The organism is Gimesia sp. (assembly GCF_040219335.1).
In the GTDB taxonomy this organism is placed as follows: Bacteria; Planctomycetota; Planctomycetia; order Planctomycetales; family Planctomycetaceae; genus Gimesia.
In genome coordinates, this window is record NZ_JAVJSQ010000015.1 from 218,774 (window position 1) to 237,721 (window position 18,948).

16 protein-coding genes are annotated in these 18,948 nt (G+C 53.3%); 7 read left to right on the forward strand and 9 right to left on the reverse strand.

What is annotated here, in order from left to right:
* The first annotated feature begins 15 nt into the window (after nt 1–15).
* A complete protein-coding gene (locus tag RID21_RS13630) occupies nt 16–1,773 on the forward strand; it encodes a hypothetical protein (protein ID WP_350189684.1) in 1,758 nt (585 codons plus the stop codon).
* Nucleotides 1,774–1,943: 170 nt separating this feature from the next.
* Nucleotides 1,944–3,344, forward strand: a complete 1,401-nt coding sequence (locus tag RID21_RS13635) for an SGNH/GDSL hydrolase family protein (RefSeq protein WP_350189686.1) — start codon at nt 1,944–1,946, stop codon at nt 3,342–3,344.
* 116 nt (nt 3,345–3,460) lie between these two features.
* Here the strand turns inward: RID21_RS13635 and RID21_RS13640 are convergent, their stop codons facing one another.
* The 4 genes from RID21_RS13640 to RID21_RS13655 all read right to left on the reverse strand — a co-directional run bounded on the left by RID21_RS13640 (nt 3,461) and on the right by RID21_RS13655 (nt 8,107).
* Nucleotides 3,461–4,894 carry a sodium:proton antiporter gene (locus RID21_RS13640; RefSeq protein WP_350189688.1) on the reverse strand — a complete coding sequence of 478 codons (1,434 nt, stop codon included), beginning with the start codon at nt 4,892–4,894 and terminating at the stop codon, nt 3,461–3,463.
* Nucleotides 4,895–5,076: 182 nt separating this feature from the next.
* Nucleotides 5,077–7,050, reverse strand: a complete 1,974-nt coding sequence (locus RID21_RS13645) for a sensor domain-containing diguanylate cyclase (RefSeq protein ID WP_350189690.1) — start codon at nt 7,048–7,050, stop codon at nt 5,077–5,079.
* Between the two features lie 135 nt (nt 7,051–7,185).
* The gene (locus RID21_RS13650; protein WP_145036033.1) at nt 7,186–7,551 is read right to left on the reverse strand and encodes a response regulator; all 366 of its coding nucleotides are present in this window, start codon (nt 7,549–7,551) and stop codon (nt 7,186–7,188) included.
* A gap of 64 nt (nt 7,552–7,615) precedes the next feature.
* Nucleotides 7,616–8,107, reverse strand: a complete 492-nt coding sequence (locus tag RID21_RS13655; RefSeq protein WP_145180328.1) for a chemotaxis protein CheX — start codon at nt 8,105–8,107, stop codon at nt 7,616–7,618.
* A gap of 751 nt (nt 8,108–8,858) precedes the next feature.
* Between RID21_RS13655 and RID21_RS13660 the strand changes: the two genes are divergently transcribed.
* Complete coding sequence (locus tag RID21_RS13660) at nt 8,859–9,134, forward strand: hypothetical protein (protein ID WP_350189692.1); 276 nt, start codon at nt 8,859–8,861, stop codon at nt 9,132–9,134.
* A 48-nt stretch (nt 9,135–9,182) separates the two neighbouring features.
* A complete protein-coding gene (locus RID21_RS13665; protein ID WP_350189694.1) occupies nt 9,183–9,848 on the forward strand; it encodes a response regulator transcription factor in 666 nt (221 codons plus the stop codon).
* A gap of 22 nt (nt 9,849–9,870) precedes the next feature.
* On the opposite strand, the gene RID21_RS13670 is transcribed toward RID21_RS13665, so the two are convergent.
* A complete protein-coding gene (locus RID21_RS13670) occupies nt 9,871–10,824 on the reverse strand; it encodes an aldo/keto reductase (RefSeq protein WP_350189696.1) in 954 nt (317 codons plus the stop codon).
* Nucleotides 10,825–10,970: 146 nt separating this feature from the next.
* On the opposite strand from RID21_RS13670, the gene RID21_RS13675 reads away from it, so the two are divergent.
* Complete coding sequence (locus RID21_RS13675; protein WP_350189698.1) at nt 10,971–11,657, forward strand: SOS response-associated peptidase; 687 nt, start codon at nt 10,971–10,973, stop codon at nt 11,655–11,657.
* On the opposite strand, the gene RID21_RS13680 is transcribed toward RID21_RS13675, so the two are convergent.
* A complete protein-coding gene (locus tag RID21_RS13680) occupies nt 11,654–12,349 on the reverse strand; it encodes an HAD family hydrolase (protein ID WP_350189700.1) in 696 nt (231 codons plus the stop codon). The genes RID21_RS13675 and RID21_RS13680 overlap by 4 nt on opposite strands.
* Before the next feature lie 53 nt (nt 12,350–12,402).
* Entirely contained in the window at nt 12,403–13,239 is an 837-nt protein-coding gene (locus tag RID21_RS13685; RefSeq protein WP_350189702.1) for an ExeA family protein, read from the reverse strand.
* A gap of 210 nt (nt 13,240–13,449) precedes the next feature.
* Here RID21_RS13685 and RID21_RS13690 point away from each other — a divergent pair, with 210 nt between their 5' ends.
* Nucleotides 13,450–14,166: a 16S rRNA (uracil(1498)-N(3))-methyltransferase gene (locus tag RID21_RS13690; RefSeq protein WP_350189704.1), complete on the forward strand. Its 717-nt coding sequence runs from the start codon at nt 13,450–13,452 to the stop codon at nt 14,164–14,166.
* A 7-nt stretch (nt 14,167–14,173) separates the two neighbouring features.
* On the opposite strand, the gene RID21_RS13695 is transcribed toward RID21_RS13690, so the two are convergent.
* Both RID21_RS13695 and RID21_RS13700 read right to left on the reverse strand, forming a co-directional pair.
* Complete coding sequence (locus RID21_RS13695) at nt 14,174–14,554, reverse strand: DUF5658 family protein (protein ID WP_145438474.1); 381 nt, start codon at nt 14,552–14,554, stop codon at nt 14,174–14,176.
* A 47-nt stretch (nt 14,555–14,601) separates the two neighbouring features.
* Nucleotides 14,602–15,567, reverse strand: a complete 966-nt coding sequence (locus tag RID21_RS13700) for a sugar phosphate isomerase/epimerase family protein (protein ID WP_350189706.1) — start codon at nt 15,565–15,567, stop codon at nt 14,602–14,604.
* A gap of 387 nt (nt 15,568–15,954) precedes the next feature.
* On the opposite strand from RID21_RS13700, the gene leuS reads away from it, so the two are divergent.
* Complete coding sequence (gene leuS, locus RID21_RS13705) at nt 15,955–18,879, forward strand: leucine--tRNA ligase (protein ID WP_350189708.1); 2,925 nt, start codon at nt 15,955–15,957, stop codon at nt 18,877–18,879.
* Nucleotides 18,880–18,948 lie beyond the last annotated feature (69 nt).

Here is an 18,948-nt window from a genome sequence, read left to right on the forward strand (position 1 = left end):
CGGGGTAAGGTTGTCATGTCTCGTAAGGCGAAGCGAGCGCGAAAAAACACATCGAAACGGGAAACTGCTCAGGCTGAGAAGCGGGCTGCTGTCTCGAGTGTTCCTGCCAGCAGTCAGGCGTTAGTGGAACCGTTGCCGGAAATTTCACGCAATACCTGGCTGTTTCTCTCTCTGCTGCTGATCTGGTCGTTTCTGGTTTCCTGCTTTCCGATGCGGAACATGGATATCTGGTGGCACCTGAGAACCGGAGAGCTCATACTGGAGCGGGGGACCGTTCCTTATTTCGACTGGTTTACGTTCGTGGACTCTGATCGGCCCTGGATCGATATGCACTGGGGCTTCCAGTTGCTGGTGACCTGGTTGTATCACTGGGGCGGTGTCAATTTACTGATCCTGAGCAAAGCCTTCTGCCTGGCGTTAACGGTCGGGCTGGCCTGGTTTGCCGGTGGGCGGTTCCTGCCCCCCTGGGGGAAAGCATTGTTGTGGATTCTGCCGGTGATCTGTCTTTCCGGTCGTTCGGTCGTGCGTCCGGAAATGCTTTCGCTGGTCTATCTGGCTGCCTGGATGCTGGTTTTGAACAGGGCCGCGGCGCGTCCCCAGCTGTTGTGGCTGATTCCGTTACTGGCGCTGCTCTGGGTCAACAGTCATGCACTGTTCGTGCTGGGGCTGGTCGTCAGTGTGTTGTGGGTGATTGATCATCTGGTGCGCGGCTGGGCGCGGGGGCGCTTTGGGCTGGAGTCGGCTGCGACGGAGCTGACTGGAGTGATGTTGATTCGCATTGCCGTGCTGACGGGAATTGCCTGCTTTTTGAATCCCTATTTCGAGCAGGGAGTGCTGTTTCCCCTGACGCTGTATGAAAAGTTTTCGGTAGATCAGGCTTTCTATTCGGTACGCATCGGTGAATTCCAGCCGCCCCTGGATTTTATCAGGCAGCATGGACTGAAGAATTTATTTCTGGCATCACAGGTGTTGCTGGGAGTGTTGACGCTGGTCAGTTTTATTCCGCTGCTGATTAACAGACGGATCAACGTGTTTCGGTTAATGCTGTTTGCTGCGTTTACACACCTGGCTTTTAAAGCCTCGCGGAATACCAGCATCTTTGCGCTGATCTCGGGGATTGTAGTCTGTGATAATCTTTCGGACTGGTCCCGTTTCGGGATTGCTCTGTTCGGGAAGCCGGCGTCTGACTCTGCTGAGGGAACGCGTCAGTTATCTCGCGGATCCCTTATTTCTGCGGGGATATTTCTATTCCTGTTTGTCAGCCTGTTTACCGGGTACTGGCATGCGTGGGGCGGTGAAGGGAAACGACTGGGATTGGGAGAGGCGGAAGCCTGGTATGCGCATGGCGCGTCGAAGTTTGCAGGACAACCGGGAATGCCGGACCGTGCGTACATTTCCAATATGGGGCAGGCGGCGGTCTACATTTATCACAACGGGCCCGAGAAGCGAGTGTTCTTTGACGGACGTCTGGAGGTCAACAGTAAGCAGACGTTTGAATGGTACGAGCAGATCAAACAGCAGATGATGCAGGGGAGTACCGACTGGGCCTATTTATTGCAGGATGAGAATGGCCAGTTACCCGCGGTGATTCTCGACAGCCGCTATTCCCGGAATGAAATCATGGGAATGGCCGCTAATCCGGGCTGGATGCTTGTCTTTGCCGACCAGGCGGCTGCGGTCTTCCTCGATCGACAGACTGCAGAGCGATTGAAATTACAGCCCGCCGATCCCAGTCCCCTGGCTTATCCTCCGGGCATGAAAGTCCGCGAGTAAGCACACCTGAATACCCGCCTGTTTTCTGATCCAGGAAAAACTGAGGGACGTCTGGGATGATACTTGCAAATCAATGTCACTCAGGGGACATTAGATGGAATGAACAAATCTTTTCGTCAACAAAGCCGACGCGTTGACGCTCCAGAGAACCTTTACGCAGGGGAAACATCATGAAATATCCTAAGATCAGCTATCAACTGATCCGTCTGGCAGCAGTCTGTCTGTTGCTCCAGGCAACTACGCTTTTATCCGCTCAGGAAGCGGAACAGCAGACGCATCAGGCGCCGCTGTCCAAGATGGAATTGCAGACCGGCGATTCCATTGTCTTCCTGGGAGACAGTATTACGCACCAGTGTCTCTACACCCAGTATGTAGAAGATTTCTTTTACACCCGTTATCCGAAAATGCGTCTGAAGTTTCATAATGCAGGCGTGGGTGGCGCCAGGGCCTGGGATGCCCTGGCTCGTTTTGACCGGGACGTCGCCGCCTATCATCCCAAGTATGTGACAGTGCTGCTGGGAATGAACGACGGCCGCTATCAGCCCTTCAACGATGAGATTTTCAAGACCTACTACGATGACATGAAAGAGCTGATCAGCAAGATTGAAGGCATTGGTGCGACTCCGATCCTGATGACGCCAACCATGTTCGATGCCCGGGCGGCCCGCATGGGAAAACGCCCGCGAGATCCGGCTTCGGTAGAGCTGTATAACTCGGTTCTGGCGTACTATGGAACCTGGCTGCGTGAAGTTGCTGCCGAATCAGGCTTCGGGTTTGTGGACATGTACGGACCGTTGAATAACATCACGATTGCGGAACGTCAGAAAAATCCTCAGTTCACGATCATCAGGGACGCCGTGCATCCCGATGCTCCGGGACAGGTCGTGATGGCGTTTGCCCTGTTGTCTGACATGAACGTGCAACGACAGGTTTCGCGAATCACCGTCAGTAAAAAAACCAACGGTGAGGCCACTTCGACAGCGCGAGGCGGTAAATTGTCTGATCTGACATTTTCAGACGACGGCGTCTCCTTTACCTGGCAGGCCGACAGCCTGCCCTGGGTAGTGCCCGCTGAAGCGAAGCTGGGTGCAGAGTTGACGAAACTGGGGCATCGCATGAGTCAGGAATCGCTGTCGATCCATGACCTGCCCCCCGGCCGGTATGAACTGTCTATCGATGGAGAAGTGGTGGGACAATACTCCAACACGACCCTGGCCCGACATGTTGAACTGCAGGGAAATCCCAAGACGCCTCAGTACCAGCAGGCGATGCAGGTCGCGTTGTTGAACAAGGAACGCAATGAGGGCCCCGTGAAAAACAAACGCAACACCTGGCGGGTGTTCCAGGTGTATGCACGGATGAAGCGGGAACTGGACGCTCAGGGCGATCAGAAGGATGAAAAATCGGTGGCAAAGCTGGCAGAGCTCGATAAACGCCTGGCCGACCAGGATCGTGTGATCCAGGAGAGTGAAGCAGCTGCGAAAGCCCTCGAAGATAAGATCTATGAGATCAATCAGCCTGAGGCCCGGAAGTATGTCCTGAAGAAGGTGACCGCTGCTAAGAAAAAGTAAGCGACGCTGACATCGGAACCTGATTCCAGATGTAATAAAACAACAGGCAGCCCGGGTGTAAAAACCTGGACTGCCTGTTTTATTTTGCGCTGGTTGTGGTTCTGGTTACCTTCTGCTTACAGGAAGAAAATCGTCAGCAGAATTGAAAGTGGTAACAGAAACAGACAACTGTAAAACATATAGCCAAAGAAGCTGGGCATGCGAATGTTGTTCTTTTCAGCGATCGCTTTGACCATGAAGTTGGGACCATTGCCGATATAGGTCATGGCTCCCATGAAGACGGCTCCCAAACTGATGGCAACCAGTTCGATTTCACTGACGCCGGCCACCATGGGAGGACTGCCGCCCGCAGATTTGGCCGTTTCAAAGAAGACGACATAGGTCGGAGCGTTGTCCAGGAAGCTGGAGAGCGTGCCTGTGGCCCAGTAGAACTTCGCAGGGGAATCAATGCCCAGCGAGGCACCATAGACATTCAGGATCTGTACGGGAGCCTGCATGCAGATAAAAATACCGACGAAGAGGGCAGCGACTTCGACGATGGCCTCGTAATTGAAGGAGTTCTGCTCGCGAATACTTTTTGAAGTTGTGAGCAGGGAAATGCCTGCCAGGGCAAACATGCAGCCTTCACGGAAAAAGTGAGGTGCACTCCAGTTGGTGCCGGGAACTGTTTTGGAGGGATCCAGCAGTGCGACGCAGAAGATGACCAGCAGCAGCCAGAGGAAGTTAATGCCTCCTTTAAGTGCGAAGGGTTCAGGATCTTCCGGAACGGCTTCCACCCGGGCTTTGTTTTCTTTGCGATAGCGGATGGTGTCGAAGGCAAAATAGACGGCCAGCAGCATCCCATTCATGGCGAGCCACTCCGGCCAGAGCGACAGCGTCCAGGTGAAGGGAACGCCTCTTAAAAAGCCCAGGAACAGGGGCGGGTCTCCAATCGGGAGCAGACAGCCGCCGGTGTTGCAGACCACAAAAATGAAAAATATGACCGTGTGTGCCACATAGTCGCGTTTGGCATTCGCTTTCAGCAGAGGGCGGATCAGGAGCATGGCGGCGCCGGTCGTGCCGATGAAGCTGGCGATCGCACCACCGATGGCGAGGATGCCTGTATTCAGAATCGGTCGTCCGACCAGATGACCGTTGAAGGCGATGCCCCCACTGATGACATACAGGGAAAACAAGAGGGCGATGAAGGGTATGTATTCCCCGAGAATCGCGTTCTTGAGGACGACGATGGCAGCAGGAATCCCCGGAGCTGACATCTCGTGCGTGCCGTGATCGACGACGCCGTGTCCATACAGGAATGTATAATAGAGCAGGGTCACCAGACCCAGGCTGACCGCGACCAGAAACCGGTTTTTGTTGTGTTCCCACCACTCTTCCGTTTTATGGATCAGTGGTAGAAAGGCAATACAGAGCAACAGGGCGGCGAACGGAATTACACTATAAAAGGCGGGAGGTTCGGCATGGCCATGATGTTCCTCGTGCGGTTGTTCAGTCGTGGCCACAAAAGAGGTTGCTTCCAGTTGCGCGTATGTATCAGCGATTAAGTTCATCTCAATCGCCCTCCGTTACTTGGGGATTATGAAAAAATGGGTTAAAGCGCGAAAATCCGTTTTCATGTAGAACGGTGATAACAAGTGCTCTGCTTGCTAACTGGCGTGTGGTCAACTCGGGATTATGGCAGGAAGCGACCCTGTGTACAACTTCCACGTCGGCAGGATTTCACAATTTGAATTTATGAATTTGCGAATTCACTGCGGCGTTCTTCCATCGGAGCCGCACTGGCTTTAAATTCCGACAGGTACAGCTTTACCAGTTCCGCTGTCTCTGCACTTTGCAGCATTTCCAGCGAGATCAGCGTTTTCCCCAGAACGATCGGCGGTTCGATCTGTATCGCGAGTAGATAAGCCACCTGCTCGCGGGTGAGCAGCTGCCTCTGAATGGCGATTTCCCCGAATCGCTGTCCATTTTTCTGCTGTGCCTCGAGTATCTCTGTGACCTGGTTACTGGTCAGCAGTTTTTCATTGACTGCCAGTTCACCGATTTTCGTCTGTGTTTCCTGTTGGGGGCACTTCAAGAGTGCTTTGGAAATGGTCGGGATATCAAAGATTTTCTTGGTAACCAGCCAGCGACTGAAGCGGCTGCGTTTGACCAGTTTCTGCAGTTCATTGTCTTCCTGGCTGATGATCGAGCGTACGTGAACCTGGTTGCGGCCATTCTCTTTCGAATTATACATGGCCTCATCCGCTTCTGCGATCAGGCGTTCTCCGAAGCCGGTCATGTCGCGAGGAGGGATACCAACCACGGCACCCAAACTGGCGGTAACGGGTACGCGTTTGCCTTCGAACTCAATCACTTCGTTTTCGATCAGCTTCCGCAGACGTTCCGCGAGTTCATGAATCCCGTTTTCAGAGGGATTATTGACCATGATGACGAATTCCTCACCGCCATAGCGGCAGAAGACATCAGAGCGTCGTGTGGACTCACTGGCGACTTTGGCAACACGCTGCAGGACCAGATCACCGAACTGGTGGCCGTAGGTGTCGTTCAGACTTTTGAAGCGGTCGATGTCGGAGAAAATGATTCCGATCGGCTGGGCAGAGCGGGCACAGCGATGCAGTTCTTTTTCGAAGTATTCGTTGAAGTAGCTGCGATTGTAGGTTTTGGTCAGCGGGTCGTGAATTGCTTTGCTCTGCAGCTGTTTGTTTTCGGATTCCAGTTTCACCTTCTGCTCTTCGATGGCAGCCTGGCGGGCGAAAGCCTGTGTGGAATCGACCTGGGCTTTCATAGTCAACTGCACCAGTTGTTCGTTGGCTTTGGCCATGATTTCATAAGGTGATTCGATGTCATCCATATTGACCTGGAAGATCTGGGCAGCCTCTTCAAAGCGGAACTTGACCTCTTCCAGGAACCCGTGCAGATCATCGATGGGCATGTTGTAGAACTCTGCCATCAACTGCTGCAGTCGCTGTAATGCGAGACCGCTGTTGGGGGAGCAGAAGTAATCACCAATGGCGGCTGATGCAGCGATGATGATGATCAGGTTAAAGTCAGGATCGGACTGGAGGGCCTTTAATTGTTCGAATGTGTCATGATGATGTTCGATGGCGATCTGGAACTGTTCGGACATCTGCCAGCGTTCCATCATTTTCACGCCGACTTCAGTATGGTTGATTCCCAGGACTTCAGTTTCAACTTCAGACGTATTACGCTGCTGTGTTTCTGCCTGTTCGAGCACAGGTAACAGGTCATTGGGGATCGAGCGGAGCATGGCCAGGTGCCCGATATCCTGCAGGAGTCCGATGAGAAAGCTGTCGTATTTGAGATCGTTGCCCAGTCGGGTGGCTAATAACTCGGCGGCAGCGGACTGGATAATCGATTGTTTCCAGTACGAGTCGTAGCGTGATTTCAGTGGACCCTGTGTGATTGCTGCTTCGGAGAGCGAGAAGCTCAGCGCCAGCGACGTAACCACCATGGTTCCCAGCAGGGGGACGGCCCGTTCGATACCCTTACACTCGGATCGCAGCCCGAAGAAGGACGAGTTACTGGCCTTGAGGATTTTGGCTGTGATCGCAGGGTCTGCCTTGATGGTCTCAATGACATCCTTGATATCAGTGTCCGGATCCTTAGACAGGTCCAGCAACTTGACTGCGACGGCGGGTAGAGTAGGTAATTGATCCGACGACCAGATTTTTTCAGGAGAAATCATGTTTGATGACCTTCAGGGAAATTTAACTCAGTCTGGCTGCAGCCATTCTTATAAAACAGAGATTGCCCTGCCTGCTGGGCAATATTCAGTGAACCGATTATTTCATAGTCTGGCAACCTGACTGCTCAACGAGCCTCAGGCATTCGAGGTGACCCAACGTTCCAGCTTGCTTTTGAGGCTGTCGGGAGTAAACGGCTTTACCAGGTAATCTGAAACACCAGCCTGGATTGCAGTCACAACACGTGCCCGTTCAGCTTCGGTGGTAATCATGATGACGGGAATGTCTTTGTTCCGCTGACGGATTTCTTTCAGCAACTGTAAGCCATCCATGTTGGGCATGTTCCAGTCGCTGAGTACGATATCGAACTGGTTGCTCACAAAGTATTCCAGGGCCTGAACCCCATCTTCTGCTTCAGTAACGTCTTCAATACCCAGTTTCGACAGACAGCGCTTCTGGATAGTTCTCATTGTTCCTGAGTCGTCTACGAGTAAAACTTTCATCGGACTGGCCTCTTATATTTAAAGTTGTTTGGCGAGTTAAAACAGAGTTTAATCAGTGGTGGATCTATCGATCAGAGAAACCTGCTTCGATAGAGAACGCTCCGATTTCTGATTCAAAGGAGATACAGATCGGCGACACATTGGAAGGGTAATGTACGGTATGACCTTTCCCAGTGATGATGTTTGGAATACTGATGGAAGCTTCCAGATGTTCCAGTTGTGCCTTGGCAGAACCGGCAATCATGTTGGCGAGTTCACATACAGCATCACAGACTTCGTCGTTGATTTCTTCAGCCGTAATTCCCAGCATGCGGTCCAGTACGCCTTTACCAACGCTTTCGGACAGGCTCAATACCAGCGTGCCCGCTGCCTTTCCGGAGATACCGATGACTGCACTCAATTCGTGTTGCGGGATCACGTCCTGTTTTAAACTCAGACCAGTCCGTTTGGGGGTGCAACCCAGCATCATTTCAAAAACGGAAATCGTAGAGCTGATGATCGGGTTCACAAATTCGGCAGTGAGTTCAGATTTACTGAGGGTTGGAGATGATGTCATTCTCAAATTCCTGCTTCTTCAGAATCGATCACAGAGGGCCCGATTCCGTTGCGATTTGGTACGAAATATTATTTTCTTATAATCAGTGCCCCTGAGTGATTGACCATGTCGCTTCCACATCGGTCAAACGGGGGACTGAGACTGTCATGTGACTATGCATTTAGAACATAGATCACGGAAAATCAGATGTGCTAAAATATCAACATCGGATTCGTGAGAAAAAACTCGACCCGCAGGCAACATTTCCGGGTTTGCCGGCTGTAACGAATATCTCGCAAACACCCCCCGGACAAATGCAGTGTAATCCCTCCTTATTGAGCGACCGTACGGGGAGGGAGATACCTGACTGCACAGATTCGCGTCGCAGGAAAATCAAAGAACCCCTTACGCATCAGGCAGAAACGTGACCGCGAAGAGTCATTTCTTAATAAGAGGAAGAAAACGCCTGTTTTCAGGTATGAAAGGCGATAATCGTCGGAATTCGCACAACCGAATCTCTGGTATTTCCAAAAACAAAAATATTGTTATTGAGCCATTAAACATAAATCGTTTACGATATGTTTGCAGGCATTCGTCGTAGTGGTTTTCACCTATTCAACAGGCCCACTTCCAACTGAAAAAGTTCAGTTTTCACCTCTCGTTCACTGAACTTGATTTTTTCAGTATTCAAAAACAGAAACAAGTGCAGTACAGTTTACTTTGGTGCTGATATAAATATCTGGATACCCACTTTTCAAAGTGTTCAAATCTAATGTCTCATTCTATCAATCAAGAGCAGGTCGATTTTGCTCAGCATGTTCGAACGGCTTGTCATCGCTTAAATAACTTCCTGACCATTTTACAGTGTCAACACGAGCACCTGGCGGGATTACCCTCCAGCCAGCTGGAACCGGAACTGTCAGTCGTTCTGCAGGATCTGGAACCTTTGGTTGACACTGCGGCTAACGATGTACTGGAACTATCCAAACAATGTAGAGATTTTCTGGAAGGAGTTACACATCCAGATACAAGTCAGAAATTAGATTGAACCGTTCAGTTTATTGATATCTAATCATTTCTTTTCTCGGGGGCCAGCATGTTAACTTCAACTGATTTGATTCGAATTGTCCTGGTGGACGACCACATGATGCTGGTTGATTCACTGGTATCACGCTTTCACAGAGATACCCAGATCGAAGTCGTCGGAACGGCGACCAATGCGGATGAAGGGTTGTCGCTGATTCTGGAGACAGAACCGGATGTCGTCATTCTGGATGTCGAACTGCCGGGGCGTGGCTCGTTTGACATTGCTGAGGAAATCAGCTCCCGACTCAAGAATACCAAAATGATTTTTCTGACAGGTTATCTGTCAGACATCTTCATTGAGCTGGCATTACGAGTGGATGCCGTCGGCTACCTGCTCAAAGGGGAGCCGATTGAATCATTGATCCATGCGATCAAGAAGGCCTCCCGTGGGGAATACTGTTTCTCTCAATCGGTCCAGGAAAGGCTCGTTTACGATCATAAAAAGAACCGCTACTCGATCCAGTCACAAAGCATGCTGACTTCGTTGACTTCACGTCAGATCGAAGTGCTGCGGCATCTGGCACGCGGTAAGAGCGTGAAAGAAGTGGCCCGGTCGATGCACCTTTCGGAAAAATCGATCGACAGTCACAAGTATCGGATCATGCACAAGCTGGGCATTCACGACCGCGTTGAGCTGGCCCGCTATTCCATTCGCGAAGGATTGACACTCCCTTAGTGTCTCCTGACGGGACTCCCGCTCAGGATTGGATCGGCCCGCGCTCTGCAATCAGGCGATCAAGGGTTTCCAGTTGTGATTCAGAGAGTTCAAAATTCATTACCTCCGCATTTTCCTGAATCTGCTCCGGACGTTTGGCACCACATAAGGCACATGTGATGCCGGGCTGCTGGATTGTCCAGCGGATGACGATCTCTGCAATCGAGTGTTCCCATTCCGTGGAAAGCGTGCGGAGTTCATCCAGGAAATCCTGATTCTTTTCCCATTCTGCTCCATGAAACATGGGATATTTCTGTCTGCCGTCCTGCGGATCGAACTGATGATCCCGCGCGAGCTTGCCGGCCAGCAGACCTTTCATCAAAGGCCAGTACGCCATCACCGATACCTCGTTGTCTCTGCACCAGGGGAGACGATCCAGTTCGATGTCCCGCTGCAGCATGTTATAGCGGGGCTGATAGGCGGAGATCGGGCAGACCGCATGAAACTCCTGTAGCTGTTCCAGCGTGAAGTTGGAAACGCCAACGGAGCGAATCTTGCCCGCTTCCCGCAACTCGTTGAACGCGACTGCAGATTCACCGACCGGGATTTCCGGATCGGGGCCGTGCAGATAGTGCAGATCGATGCGGTCGGTGTTCAACCGCTGCAGGCTCTCATCGCATTCCTGTATGATGCGGGCGGGGGAGGCGTCGCGGACCTGTTTCCGGTCTTTCCAGTGAATGCCTCCTTTGGAAGCGATGACAATCTCGTCGCGTTTGTCACCCAGGGCTTTGGCGATCAGTTTTTCACTTTCGCCGTCGTATCCGTAGCAGTAAGCGGTGTCAAAGAAGTTGATGCCTGCATCAAACGCGGCCTGGAGCGTGGCCAGACTGGCCTCTTCGGTGACATCCACGCTGGTAACCCCGGAGATGGGCCAGCAGCCCATGGCGATGGGGGTGATCTGGATGTCTGTCTTGCCGATAGTGCGTAACTGGCTCATGCTGTTTGATCCTTCCGCGTGTGTGAGTTTCTGCTGTGCCCGGGTTCTGAATAGCACTTGTGGTCCTCATCATTTAAGATAACAGGCTCTGGTGTCAACCATTGTCCCGCCTTTCCTGTTTCAAAAGAGTGAAGAGCGTATCCAGCATGTGTGCCCGTTTTTTCCTGTTTTCGCCTGACGAAGAAATCAAGCGGCTGTTTCAGATGGTGTCATTTCCACAGGTTTCCCCGCGCTATAACATCGCCCCTTCCCAACCCGTGCTGGCGATAACGAATGCTGGTGCGGCGCTCGAGGTCCGGCATTTTCAATGGGGTTTTATTCCTGCCTGGTCCAAAGATCCACAGCCGGGACAGGCGATGATCAACGCCCGTTCGGAAACCGCAGCTTCAAAACCTTCGTTTAAAAACGCATTCCGCTACCGTCGCTGCCTGATTCCTGCGAATGGGTTTTATGAGTGGAAGAGTGCCGGCAATCGTTCGAAGCAGGCGATGTGTGTGCGTCTCAGTGAGGAACCCCTGTTTGCGATGGCTGGATTGTGGGAACAGTGGAGCAGTCCGGACGGCAGCGAACTGGAGACCTGCAGTGTGTTGACGACCGCTGCCAATTCATTGCTGGAAGGCATCCATCCGCGGATGCCGGTGATCCTGAGACCGGAACAGTACCGCAAATGGCTGAGTGCCGACACGACACCGATTCCGCAGCTGGAAACTCTAATGCAGACCTATCCTGCAGACGAGATGCAGGCTTACCCGGTCAGTTCCTTCGTGAATCGGGTGGCCAACGATTCCCCCGAATGCATCGAACCGATCCGCGAACAGAAAACGCTGTTCTAGAACGTTACTGAAGGTGGTGCGAACAGCGAGAGGACCGGCTGGATCTCTTCGAAGTGTGCGAACAGGTAGTCGGGTTTGCACTTTTCCAGTTCTTCGAGGGGATAGACGCCGGTAGCGACCGCAATGACCTGGGCACCGATGGCCCGGGCACAGGTGATGTCGCTCGGGGTATCGCCGATGACCCAGATGGTCGCCTTCGTCAGGAGCTCGGGAGCATGACGCAGCTGAATCTGTCGGACCGCTTCATGGGCGACGTCGTTACGGTCAGCGTGATGATCGCCGTAAGCACCAAATTCGAAAAAGTGGTGCAGATCGTAATGCGTCAGTTTCTGATGCGCGCCCTGCTCAAAATTTCCGGTCAATAAACCCAGGTCGACATGCTCGTGTTCGGCCAGGGTATCCAGAATTTCGCGGATGCCCGGCAGCACGCGTCCCTGGCGGGTCTTCAGATTGGAGGCCAGCAACCTGAGATAACCTGCTTCGAAACGCTTGCGGTTGGCACTGGTGTTTTCGATCTTAAAGTATTCAAACAGATCGACCATGATCGAGTGATCGGTGCGGCCGGCCGTCGGGATGCCCTCGATGGGGGCGGCTACCTGAAATTCGTCTTCCAGCATGTGCAGGATTGAATGCTGACCGGCGCCGCCGGAGTCAATAAGCGTACCATCAATGTCAAACAGGCAGATGTGCATGATGCGTCAGGGTTTCTGTCAAAGAATAAGGGGCTGTTTTGTCTGCCCTTATTCTATACACCCTGGATGGCTTCGGAAATGCGGTTGACGTGTGCAGGTGCACCATTAATTTCACGTTGTGCCCTGCGGATCACTTCGGCGTCGATTTCGTTCAGATTCTGTTCATATCCAGCGAGCAGTGCCAGATCACAGATTTGATTGATTCGGGTCGGGAATCCGTGTGTGGACCGGTGAATTTCTTTAATCGCATCTGTGGTGAAGACCGCGTCGGCACAACCGGAGAGGCTCAGGCGATGCTGAATATAATTTTCGGTCATTTCCGAATCCAGGGCCGTCAGTTCGATCGACAGATCGGAAATCTGTGCGGCACGCTCGGCCTGGGGCGAGTTGGCTTCGTCCATTGTCAGCACAAGCGAGAGACTGGGAAACTGCTGATTGCCGGTGTGCAACAGACGCTCGATGGCGTGCAGTGCCTCCAGGCGGCTCAGATCAACGTGATCTAGCAGCAGCAGGAGTCGACCCTGGGTGAGTTGCATGCCGGTCAGACAGTCGGTGAGCTGTCTCCAGAGCTGAGGCAGCGGGGTCTCATGGGCAGGGCCGAGACGCAGTTGGGCACAGAGTTGCCAGAGAAACTCTTCTTCTCCGAGTCCCAGCAGGTCCAGGTATTCACACTGACAGGAACTGCGGGTCAGAATCTGCTGACAGGCTTTTAACGTGAGTGACTTTCCTGTGCCGGAAGGACCGCTAAACAGACTGCATTTTTTCTGTTCCTCTGCCACGAACAGCAGACGGGCCAGGGCCTCTTCATGGAGTTCACTTTCGAAGAACAGCGCCAGATCCTGTTGTTGAGAAAAGGGTGCCTGTGACAAATTCCAGAAGTCGTAGTACATGATTGAAGTTGACCCGATGAAAATGATGTTTGAACAGATTTGCTCAGATTCTCTGGTCCCGCTGTTACGGAATCCTGCCTTATTGTTAAAATCGGCCAATGACTACTATCGGCATGACCGAACCGTGGCTGCTGAGTTCATTTTCCTCAACTTGCGTAAATTAAAGCCGCACAGTCTCTTCATCAATCAGTGATTTCTTGAGAAACATTCATGACGCATCGTTTTTTTTATGAAGGTTCTTTGGACGACGCGCTCCTCCAACTGGACGGGAGTGAGGCCCATCATCTGCTGCACGTGTTGCGGATGAAGGTGGGGGATGAGGTCCTGCTGTTTAACGGCACCGGAATTGAAGCTGAGGGGCAGATTGAGAAAACGGGGCGGAAAACGGTCGATATCAAGGTCGTGCGTCGTCATGAAATCGAGGCTGAGACACAGGTTCCCCTGATTTTGGCGACCGCGGTTCCCAAGGGAGATCGCTTTCGCTGGCTGGTCGAAAAAGCAGCCGAACTGGGCGTCACCAGGCTCGTCCCCCTGACTACGGAACGGAGCAGCGTCGATCCGGGTGAGAACCGATTGAAAAAATTACAACAGACGATTGTGTCTGCAGCGAAACAGTCGGGCCAGATTCGACTGATGGAGCTGGCCCCGTTACAGCCGTTGAGCGACTTCGTCAAGGAGATCGACCCGGCAGAGCAGCAACTGCTGATCGCCGATCCGCAGGGATCCGCGTGGACGGAACTGAATCTGTCTGAATCGGAGACATCCGCAGCCGGTGTTGTGATTCTGATCGGCCCCGAAGGGGGCTTTTCTGCTGAAGAAGTTCAGGCGGCTGAAGACGCCGGGGCGCAGGCGGTTCAGATCAACGCGGGAATTCTGCGGATTGAGACGGCAGCGCTCCTGATGGCAGGCCTGGTTCGCTTGCCTTAGAGCCTCGTTATTTAAACAAGTAGCCCGAACGCATCAGTAGCACGAAGCTGTAGATGACGACGCCTGCGACGATCAGCGAGCCGAAGTTCAACAGCTTGCGACCGGTCTCCATTTTCTTGCGAGCCACGATCTGGGCAATCACCGTCACCACCGCCACCAGGGAGAACTTGAAGTAGACCATCCCCCGGATGCCCCAGTGGGCGATGAAGTAGTTGGCCAACTGATTGGACTCGCGGAAACTTCCGGTGACCAGCAGCAGGTAGGTCATAAACACATCCAGTGCATTGACCAGGATAAAGATGCAGGTCTCCCGCTCCAGAGGAAGTTGATTCCCCAGGAACGAGCGGCCTGATTTTTTTTCATTGGGTTGCGGATCGGTTTCATCCATGATGGCGTCTCATGCGACCTGATGGGGTATGGGCGGAACGAGTTCCTTCAAACCAGCTTGCGCAGCTGTTTGATGTAGCCGGGAATTGCTTCTTTGGGTGGTTCATCAGCTTCATACTCCAGGACGATGAAGTTCTTGTAGTTTGCGTCCTTGAGAATTTTCACGATCCGGGGAATGTCGGCCGGTTTTTCTTCCCCACGGGCACCCATCTCGACTTTGATCTGGGCATTGATCGCCAGGGGAGCGATCTTTTCCAGGTCTGCGTAGGGATGTTCGGTGCGGAAGTTACCGCTGTCGAAGTTCACGCCAAAGTTAGGCGATTTGTTGATGCCATCGATAATACGCATCATCTGTTCCGGGGTGGAAGTAATGCCGCCATGATTTTCCAACGCGAGGCTGACGCCTTTCTGTTCCGCATACTTCAGCGATTCGTTAATCCCTATCTGGCACATCTTGATGGCTTCTGCTTCGTTGCCTCCCTTGGGAACACGACCGGCGAAGATCCGGATGACGGGCGCGCCCAAAATAGCGGCGTAGTCGATCCAGTTGCGGGTCATTTCCAGCTGTGCGTCGCGGGCATCGCCTTTGGGCAGACAGAAGTCGTTGCCGATGGCGGTGCCGGAGACTTCCATGCCCAGAGAGCCGACGAGATCCTTCGTCTCTTTCAGATAGTCTTCACTGACCGGGTTGGGGAAGTAGTAGCTGGTCAGCTCGCAGCCATCCAGTTTCAGCTCGCCGCAGTAGCGAACGAAATCCATGATATCCATGGTGGCGGGAGTTTTGCGTTTGCGGGGCGTGGGCCAGTATTTCTGCAGATCCCGGTTGAAAGAATAGGCGGCCAGACTCAGTTTGAGATGTTCGGGTGCCGTTTTTTTCTGAACACCGGCGGACAAAACGGTGTCTGTGAACAAAGAACCTGCTGCGAGGGCACCGAAACCGGCCAGTGAGGCTGATTTCAGAAATTCGCGTCTGCTGGTTTCCTGGTTGAATTGGGTCTCTGAAGGAACTGCCATTATGTTTACTCCCGGTCTGAGCCGTGTTCTAGATCGCGTCGCATTAACCATAGCGTTTTCAAATTAATCTACTCGGTCCAAACGGTCCTGGAGACGCTACAGTAAAACTGGACACAGTTTAAGTGTCAAAAATCGGATTGTTCTGGGGCGGATTCTAAGCCCGTCCATTTTGACAAATCGAGGACTGTAAAGAAACCCTCGATCTCAAAAACAGGCAGAATTGCAAAGTTTCCGAGGATAGCTAAACTTACTCTATTCTTGTAGATATCACTGACAGCCAACCTGTCTGTCTGTTACCCTGTACGACCAGGAAAACGTTTCCAGGCTGTTGAATTTTAAATCTTTGACCGGGCCCGTGTGCCCAACGAATCAGGAAGACCGGATACCATGCCTCGCTATGACGCCAAGCGGATTGAAACCAAATGGCAAGCCTATTGGGACCAGCACGAAACCTTCAAAACGGGAGACTTTGTTGAAGGGAAAGACAAGCTGTATGTTCTCGATATGTTTCCCTATCCGTCGGGCGATGGCTTGCACGTGGGGCATCCGGAAGGTTACACCGCCACCGATATCGTCTGTCGTCATGCCCGTATGCAGGGGAAGCAGGTCTTGCACCCCATGGGCTGGGATGCCTTCGGCTTGCCCGCGGAGCAGCACGCGATCAAAACCGGCACCCCGCCACGGATTACGACGCAGAAAAACATCGACACCTTCCGCCGCCAGTTGAAGATGCTCGGCTTCAGTTACGACTGGAGTCGTGAATTCTCCACGACCGATCCCGATTACTTCCGCTGGACGCAGTGGATCTTTTTGCAGTTGTTCGATTCCTGGTTCGACAGTGAATGCAAGTGGACCGGGCCGGACGGGAAAGAACGCACGGGTCGGGCTCGTCCCATCAGCGAATTGCCGATTCCTGAGAAAGTGCAGGCCGCGGGAGAAGAAGCGGTCCGTCGTTACCAGGATCGTCAGCGACTCGCTTACCAGCATGAAGCGCCGGTCAACTGGTGCCCGAAGTTGGGAACCGTGTTGGCGAATGAAGAAATCATCGACGGCAAGAGCGAACGGGGCGGCCATCCGGTCGAGCGGGTCCCCTTGCGGCAGTGGATGTTGCGGATCACCAAGTACGGCGATCGTCTCGTGGACGGACTCGAAGGTCTCGACTGGTCCGATTCGATCAAGTCGCTTCAGACCAACTGGATTGGCCGCAGTGAAGGGGCCGAGGTTGATTTCTTTATCGGCTCGGGAGACCCGGAAGCAGACGTCTATGAGGAATTTGACAACTGGAAAGCGAAGCGTCGCTCAGCAGGCTTTCCGGAAGATCAGGAAGAGGATGTTTTACGGGTTTATACAACCCGTCCGGATACGTTGTACGGAGCCACCTACATGGTGTTGGCGCCCGAGCATCCGTTTGTCGATCGTCTGACCGCAATCGAACAGGAAGAGGCGGTGGAGGCCTATCGGAAACAGGCGGCCCTTAAGAGTGACCTCGACCGGACCGATCTCGCCAAGGAGAAGACAGGCGTCTTTAGCGGCAACTTTGCGATCAATCCCGTTAATGGTGCGCCGATCCCGATCTGGATTGCCGACTATGTCTTGAGCAGCTACGGCACCGGTGCCATCATGGCGGTTCCCGCACACGACTTGCGGGACTGGGAATTCGCGGTGAAATTTGATCTGTTGATCATACCTGTCGTGGAACCGCCGGCTGACTATGAACCGACAAAGGATGAACTGGCTTTAGAAGCCGAAATCGATGGTGAGAAACGCACGCCCTTTTCCGGGTTGGGGACGGCGATTCATTCGCGTGAATTTAACGGCACTCCGACGGCCGAATTCAAGAAACAGATTACCGCGGATCTCGTCAGTCAGGGCGTGGGCAAAGGGGCCGTCAATTACCGGTTGCGGGACTGGCTCTTCAGTCGTCAGCACTTCTGGGGCGAGCCGTTCCCGATCTGGCATGAACTCGATGCGGATGGCAACATCACCGGTTTGATGCGGGCCGAGGCGGCGGAGAATTTGCCCGTCGAACTTCCCGAGTTGAAAGAATTCAAGCCGACAGGCACTCCGGAACCGCCGTTGTCTGTCGCCCCTGAAGAGTGGTTGTACAAAACCGACGCGGACGGCACGCGCTTGATGCGGGAAGTCAACAGCATGCCGCAATGGGCGGGATCCTGCTGGTACTATTTGCGGTATGCCGATCCGAAAAACGGGGAGCGGTTTATTGATCCCGAGATTGAAAAGCAGTGGTTGCCCGTCGATCTCTACATCGGCGGTGGTGAGCACGCGGTGTTGCACCTGCTCTATGCCCGTTTCTGGCATCAGGTGTTGTTCGACCGTGGTTATGTGACCTGCCCCGAACCGTTCCAGAAGCTCGTGAACCAGGGGATGATTCTCGGCGACGTCGAGTTGACCGGCTTCCAGAAAACCGACGGCTCCTGGATCTCCGCGAAAGACGTGGAAGAATCGGATGAGTCCGACACGAAATGGGCCATTAAGAACTCAGGTGAACCAGCCACGCCGATCAAACTCGAATCGGAACAGGTTGAAAAAGCGGGCGAAGATTTCGTGCTCGTGGGTGAACCGGAGATCTTCGTCAACAGCCGCGCGCATAAGATGTCGAAGTCGCGAGGCAACGTGGTCAATCCCGACTTTGTGGTGGACGAGTACGGTGCCGACTCCTTGCGGATGTACGAGATGTTTATGGGGCCACTCGAAGCGACCAAGCCCTGGAGCATGAGCGGCGTGGACGGCGTCTGTCGTTTCCTCGGTCGCGTCTGGCGATTGATCATCGATGAACGTGCCGAAGAGTTGCAGTTGAACGAGAGCGTGACCGACGCAGATCCCTCGGAAGAACAGTTGCGGATTCTGCACAAGACCATCAAGGCGGTGACCGCAGATATCGAGAAGCTCTCGTTCAATACGGCCATCAGCCGCATGATGGAATTCGTGAACGCGATGGGGCAGCAGAAGACGCGTTCGCGTTCGGTGCTTTCTGATTTCCTGCTGTTGCTCTCCCCGTTCGCACCACACATCGCCGAGGAACTCTGGAGCATCCTCGGTCATACCGAGTCGCTGGCCTACGCCGACTGGCCGCAGTATGACGAAGCGTTGCTGCAGGAATCGGTGGTCGAAGTGCCGGTGCAGGTGAATGGAAAATTGCGATCCAAGATCTCGGTTGCCGCCGATGCGGACCAGGCAGCGATGCAGCAGGCCGCGGAGCAGGACGAGACCATCGCCAAATACCTGGAAGGCAAGACGATCGTGAAAGCGGTCGTGATTCCGGGCCGGTTGATCAACTTCGTGGTGAAGTAAGCGGCGGCGAACCGGAGAGCAGCCAGAGGCAGACTTTCAGCCGAGCAGGTTCCGCTGGAGCAGCGGGAC

What these genes read in the sequence shown, in the direction of transcription:
- RID21_RS13640 (WP_350189688.1), bottom strand. Translation starts at nt 4,894, where the DNA reads ATGAACTTAATCGCTGATACATACGCGCAACTGGAAGCAACCTCTTTT.
- RID21_RS13685 (WP_350189702.1), bottom strand. Translation starts at nt 13,239, where the DNA reads ATGTACTACGACTTCTGGAATTTGTCACAGGCACCCTTTTCTCAACAA.
- RID21_RS13635 (WP_350189686.1), top strand. Translation starts at nt 1,944, where the DNA reads ATGAAATATCCTAAGATCAGCTATCAACTGATCCGTCTGGCAGCAGTC.
- RID21_RS13660 (WP_350189692.1), top strand. Translation starts at nt 8,859, where the DNA reads ATGTCTCATTCTATCAATCAAGAGCAGGTCGATTTTGCTCAGCATGTT.
- RID21_RS13655 (WP_145180328.1), bottom strand. Translation starts at nt 8,107, where the DNA reads ATGACATCATCTCCAACCCTCAGTAAATCTGAACTCACTGCCGAATTT.
- RID21_RS13680 (WP_350189700.1), bottom strand. Translation starts at nt 12,349, where the DNA reads ATGCACATCTGCCTGTTTGACATTGATGGTACGCTTATTGACTCCGGC.
- RID21_RS13670 (WP_350189696.1), bottom strand. Translation starts at nt 10,824, where the DNA reads ATGAGCCAGTTACGCACTATCGGCAAGACAGACATCCAGATCACCCCC.
- RID21_RS13690 (WP_350189704.1), top strand. Translation starts at nt 13,450, where the DNA reads ATGACGCATCGTTTTTTTTATGAAGGTTCTTTGGACGACGCGCTCCTC.
- leuS (WP_350189708.1), top strand. Translation starts at nt 15,955, where the DNA reads ATGCCTCGCTATGACGCCAAGCGGATTGAAACCAAATGGCAAGCCTAT.
- RID21_RS13700 (WP_350189706.1), bottom strand. Translation starts at nt 15,567, where the DNA reads ATGGCAGTTCCTTCAGAGACCCAATTCAACCAGGAAACCAGCAGACGC.
- RID21_RS13665 (WP_350189694.1), top strand. Translation starts at nt 9,183, where the DNA reads ATGTTAACTTCAACTGATTTGATTCGAATTGTCCTGGTGGACGACCAC.
- RID21_RS13645 (WP_350189690.1), bottom strand. Translation starts at nt 7,050, where the DNA reads ATGATTTCTCCTGAAAAAATCTGGTCGTCGGATCAATTACCTACTCTA.
- RID21_RS13630 (WP_350189684.1), top strand. Translation starts at nt 16, where the DNA reads ATGTCTCGTAAGGCGAAGCGAGCGCGAAAAAACACATCGAAACGGGAA.
- RID21_RS13695 (WP_145438474.1), bottom strand. Translation starts at nt 14,554, where the DNA reads ATGGATGAAACCGATCCGCAACCCAATGAAAAAAAATCAGGCCGCTCG.
- RID21_RS13650 (WP_145036033.1), bottom strand. Translation starts at nt 7,551, where the DNA reads ATGAAAGTTTTACTCGTAGACGACTCAGGAACAATGAGAACTATCCAG.
- RID21_RS13675 (WP_350189698.1), top strand. Translation starts at nt 10,971, where the DNA reads ATGTGTGCCCGTTTTTTCCTGTTTTCGCCTGACGAAGAAATCAAGCGG.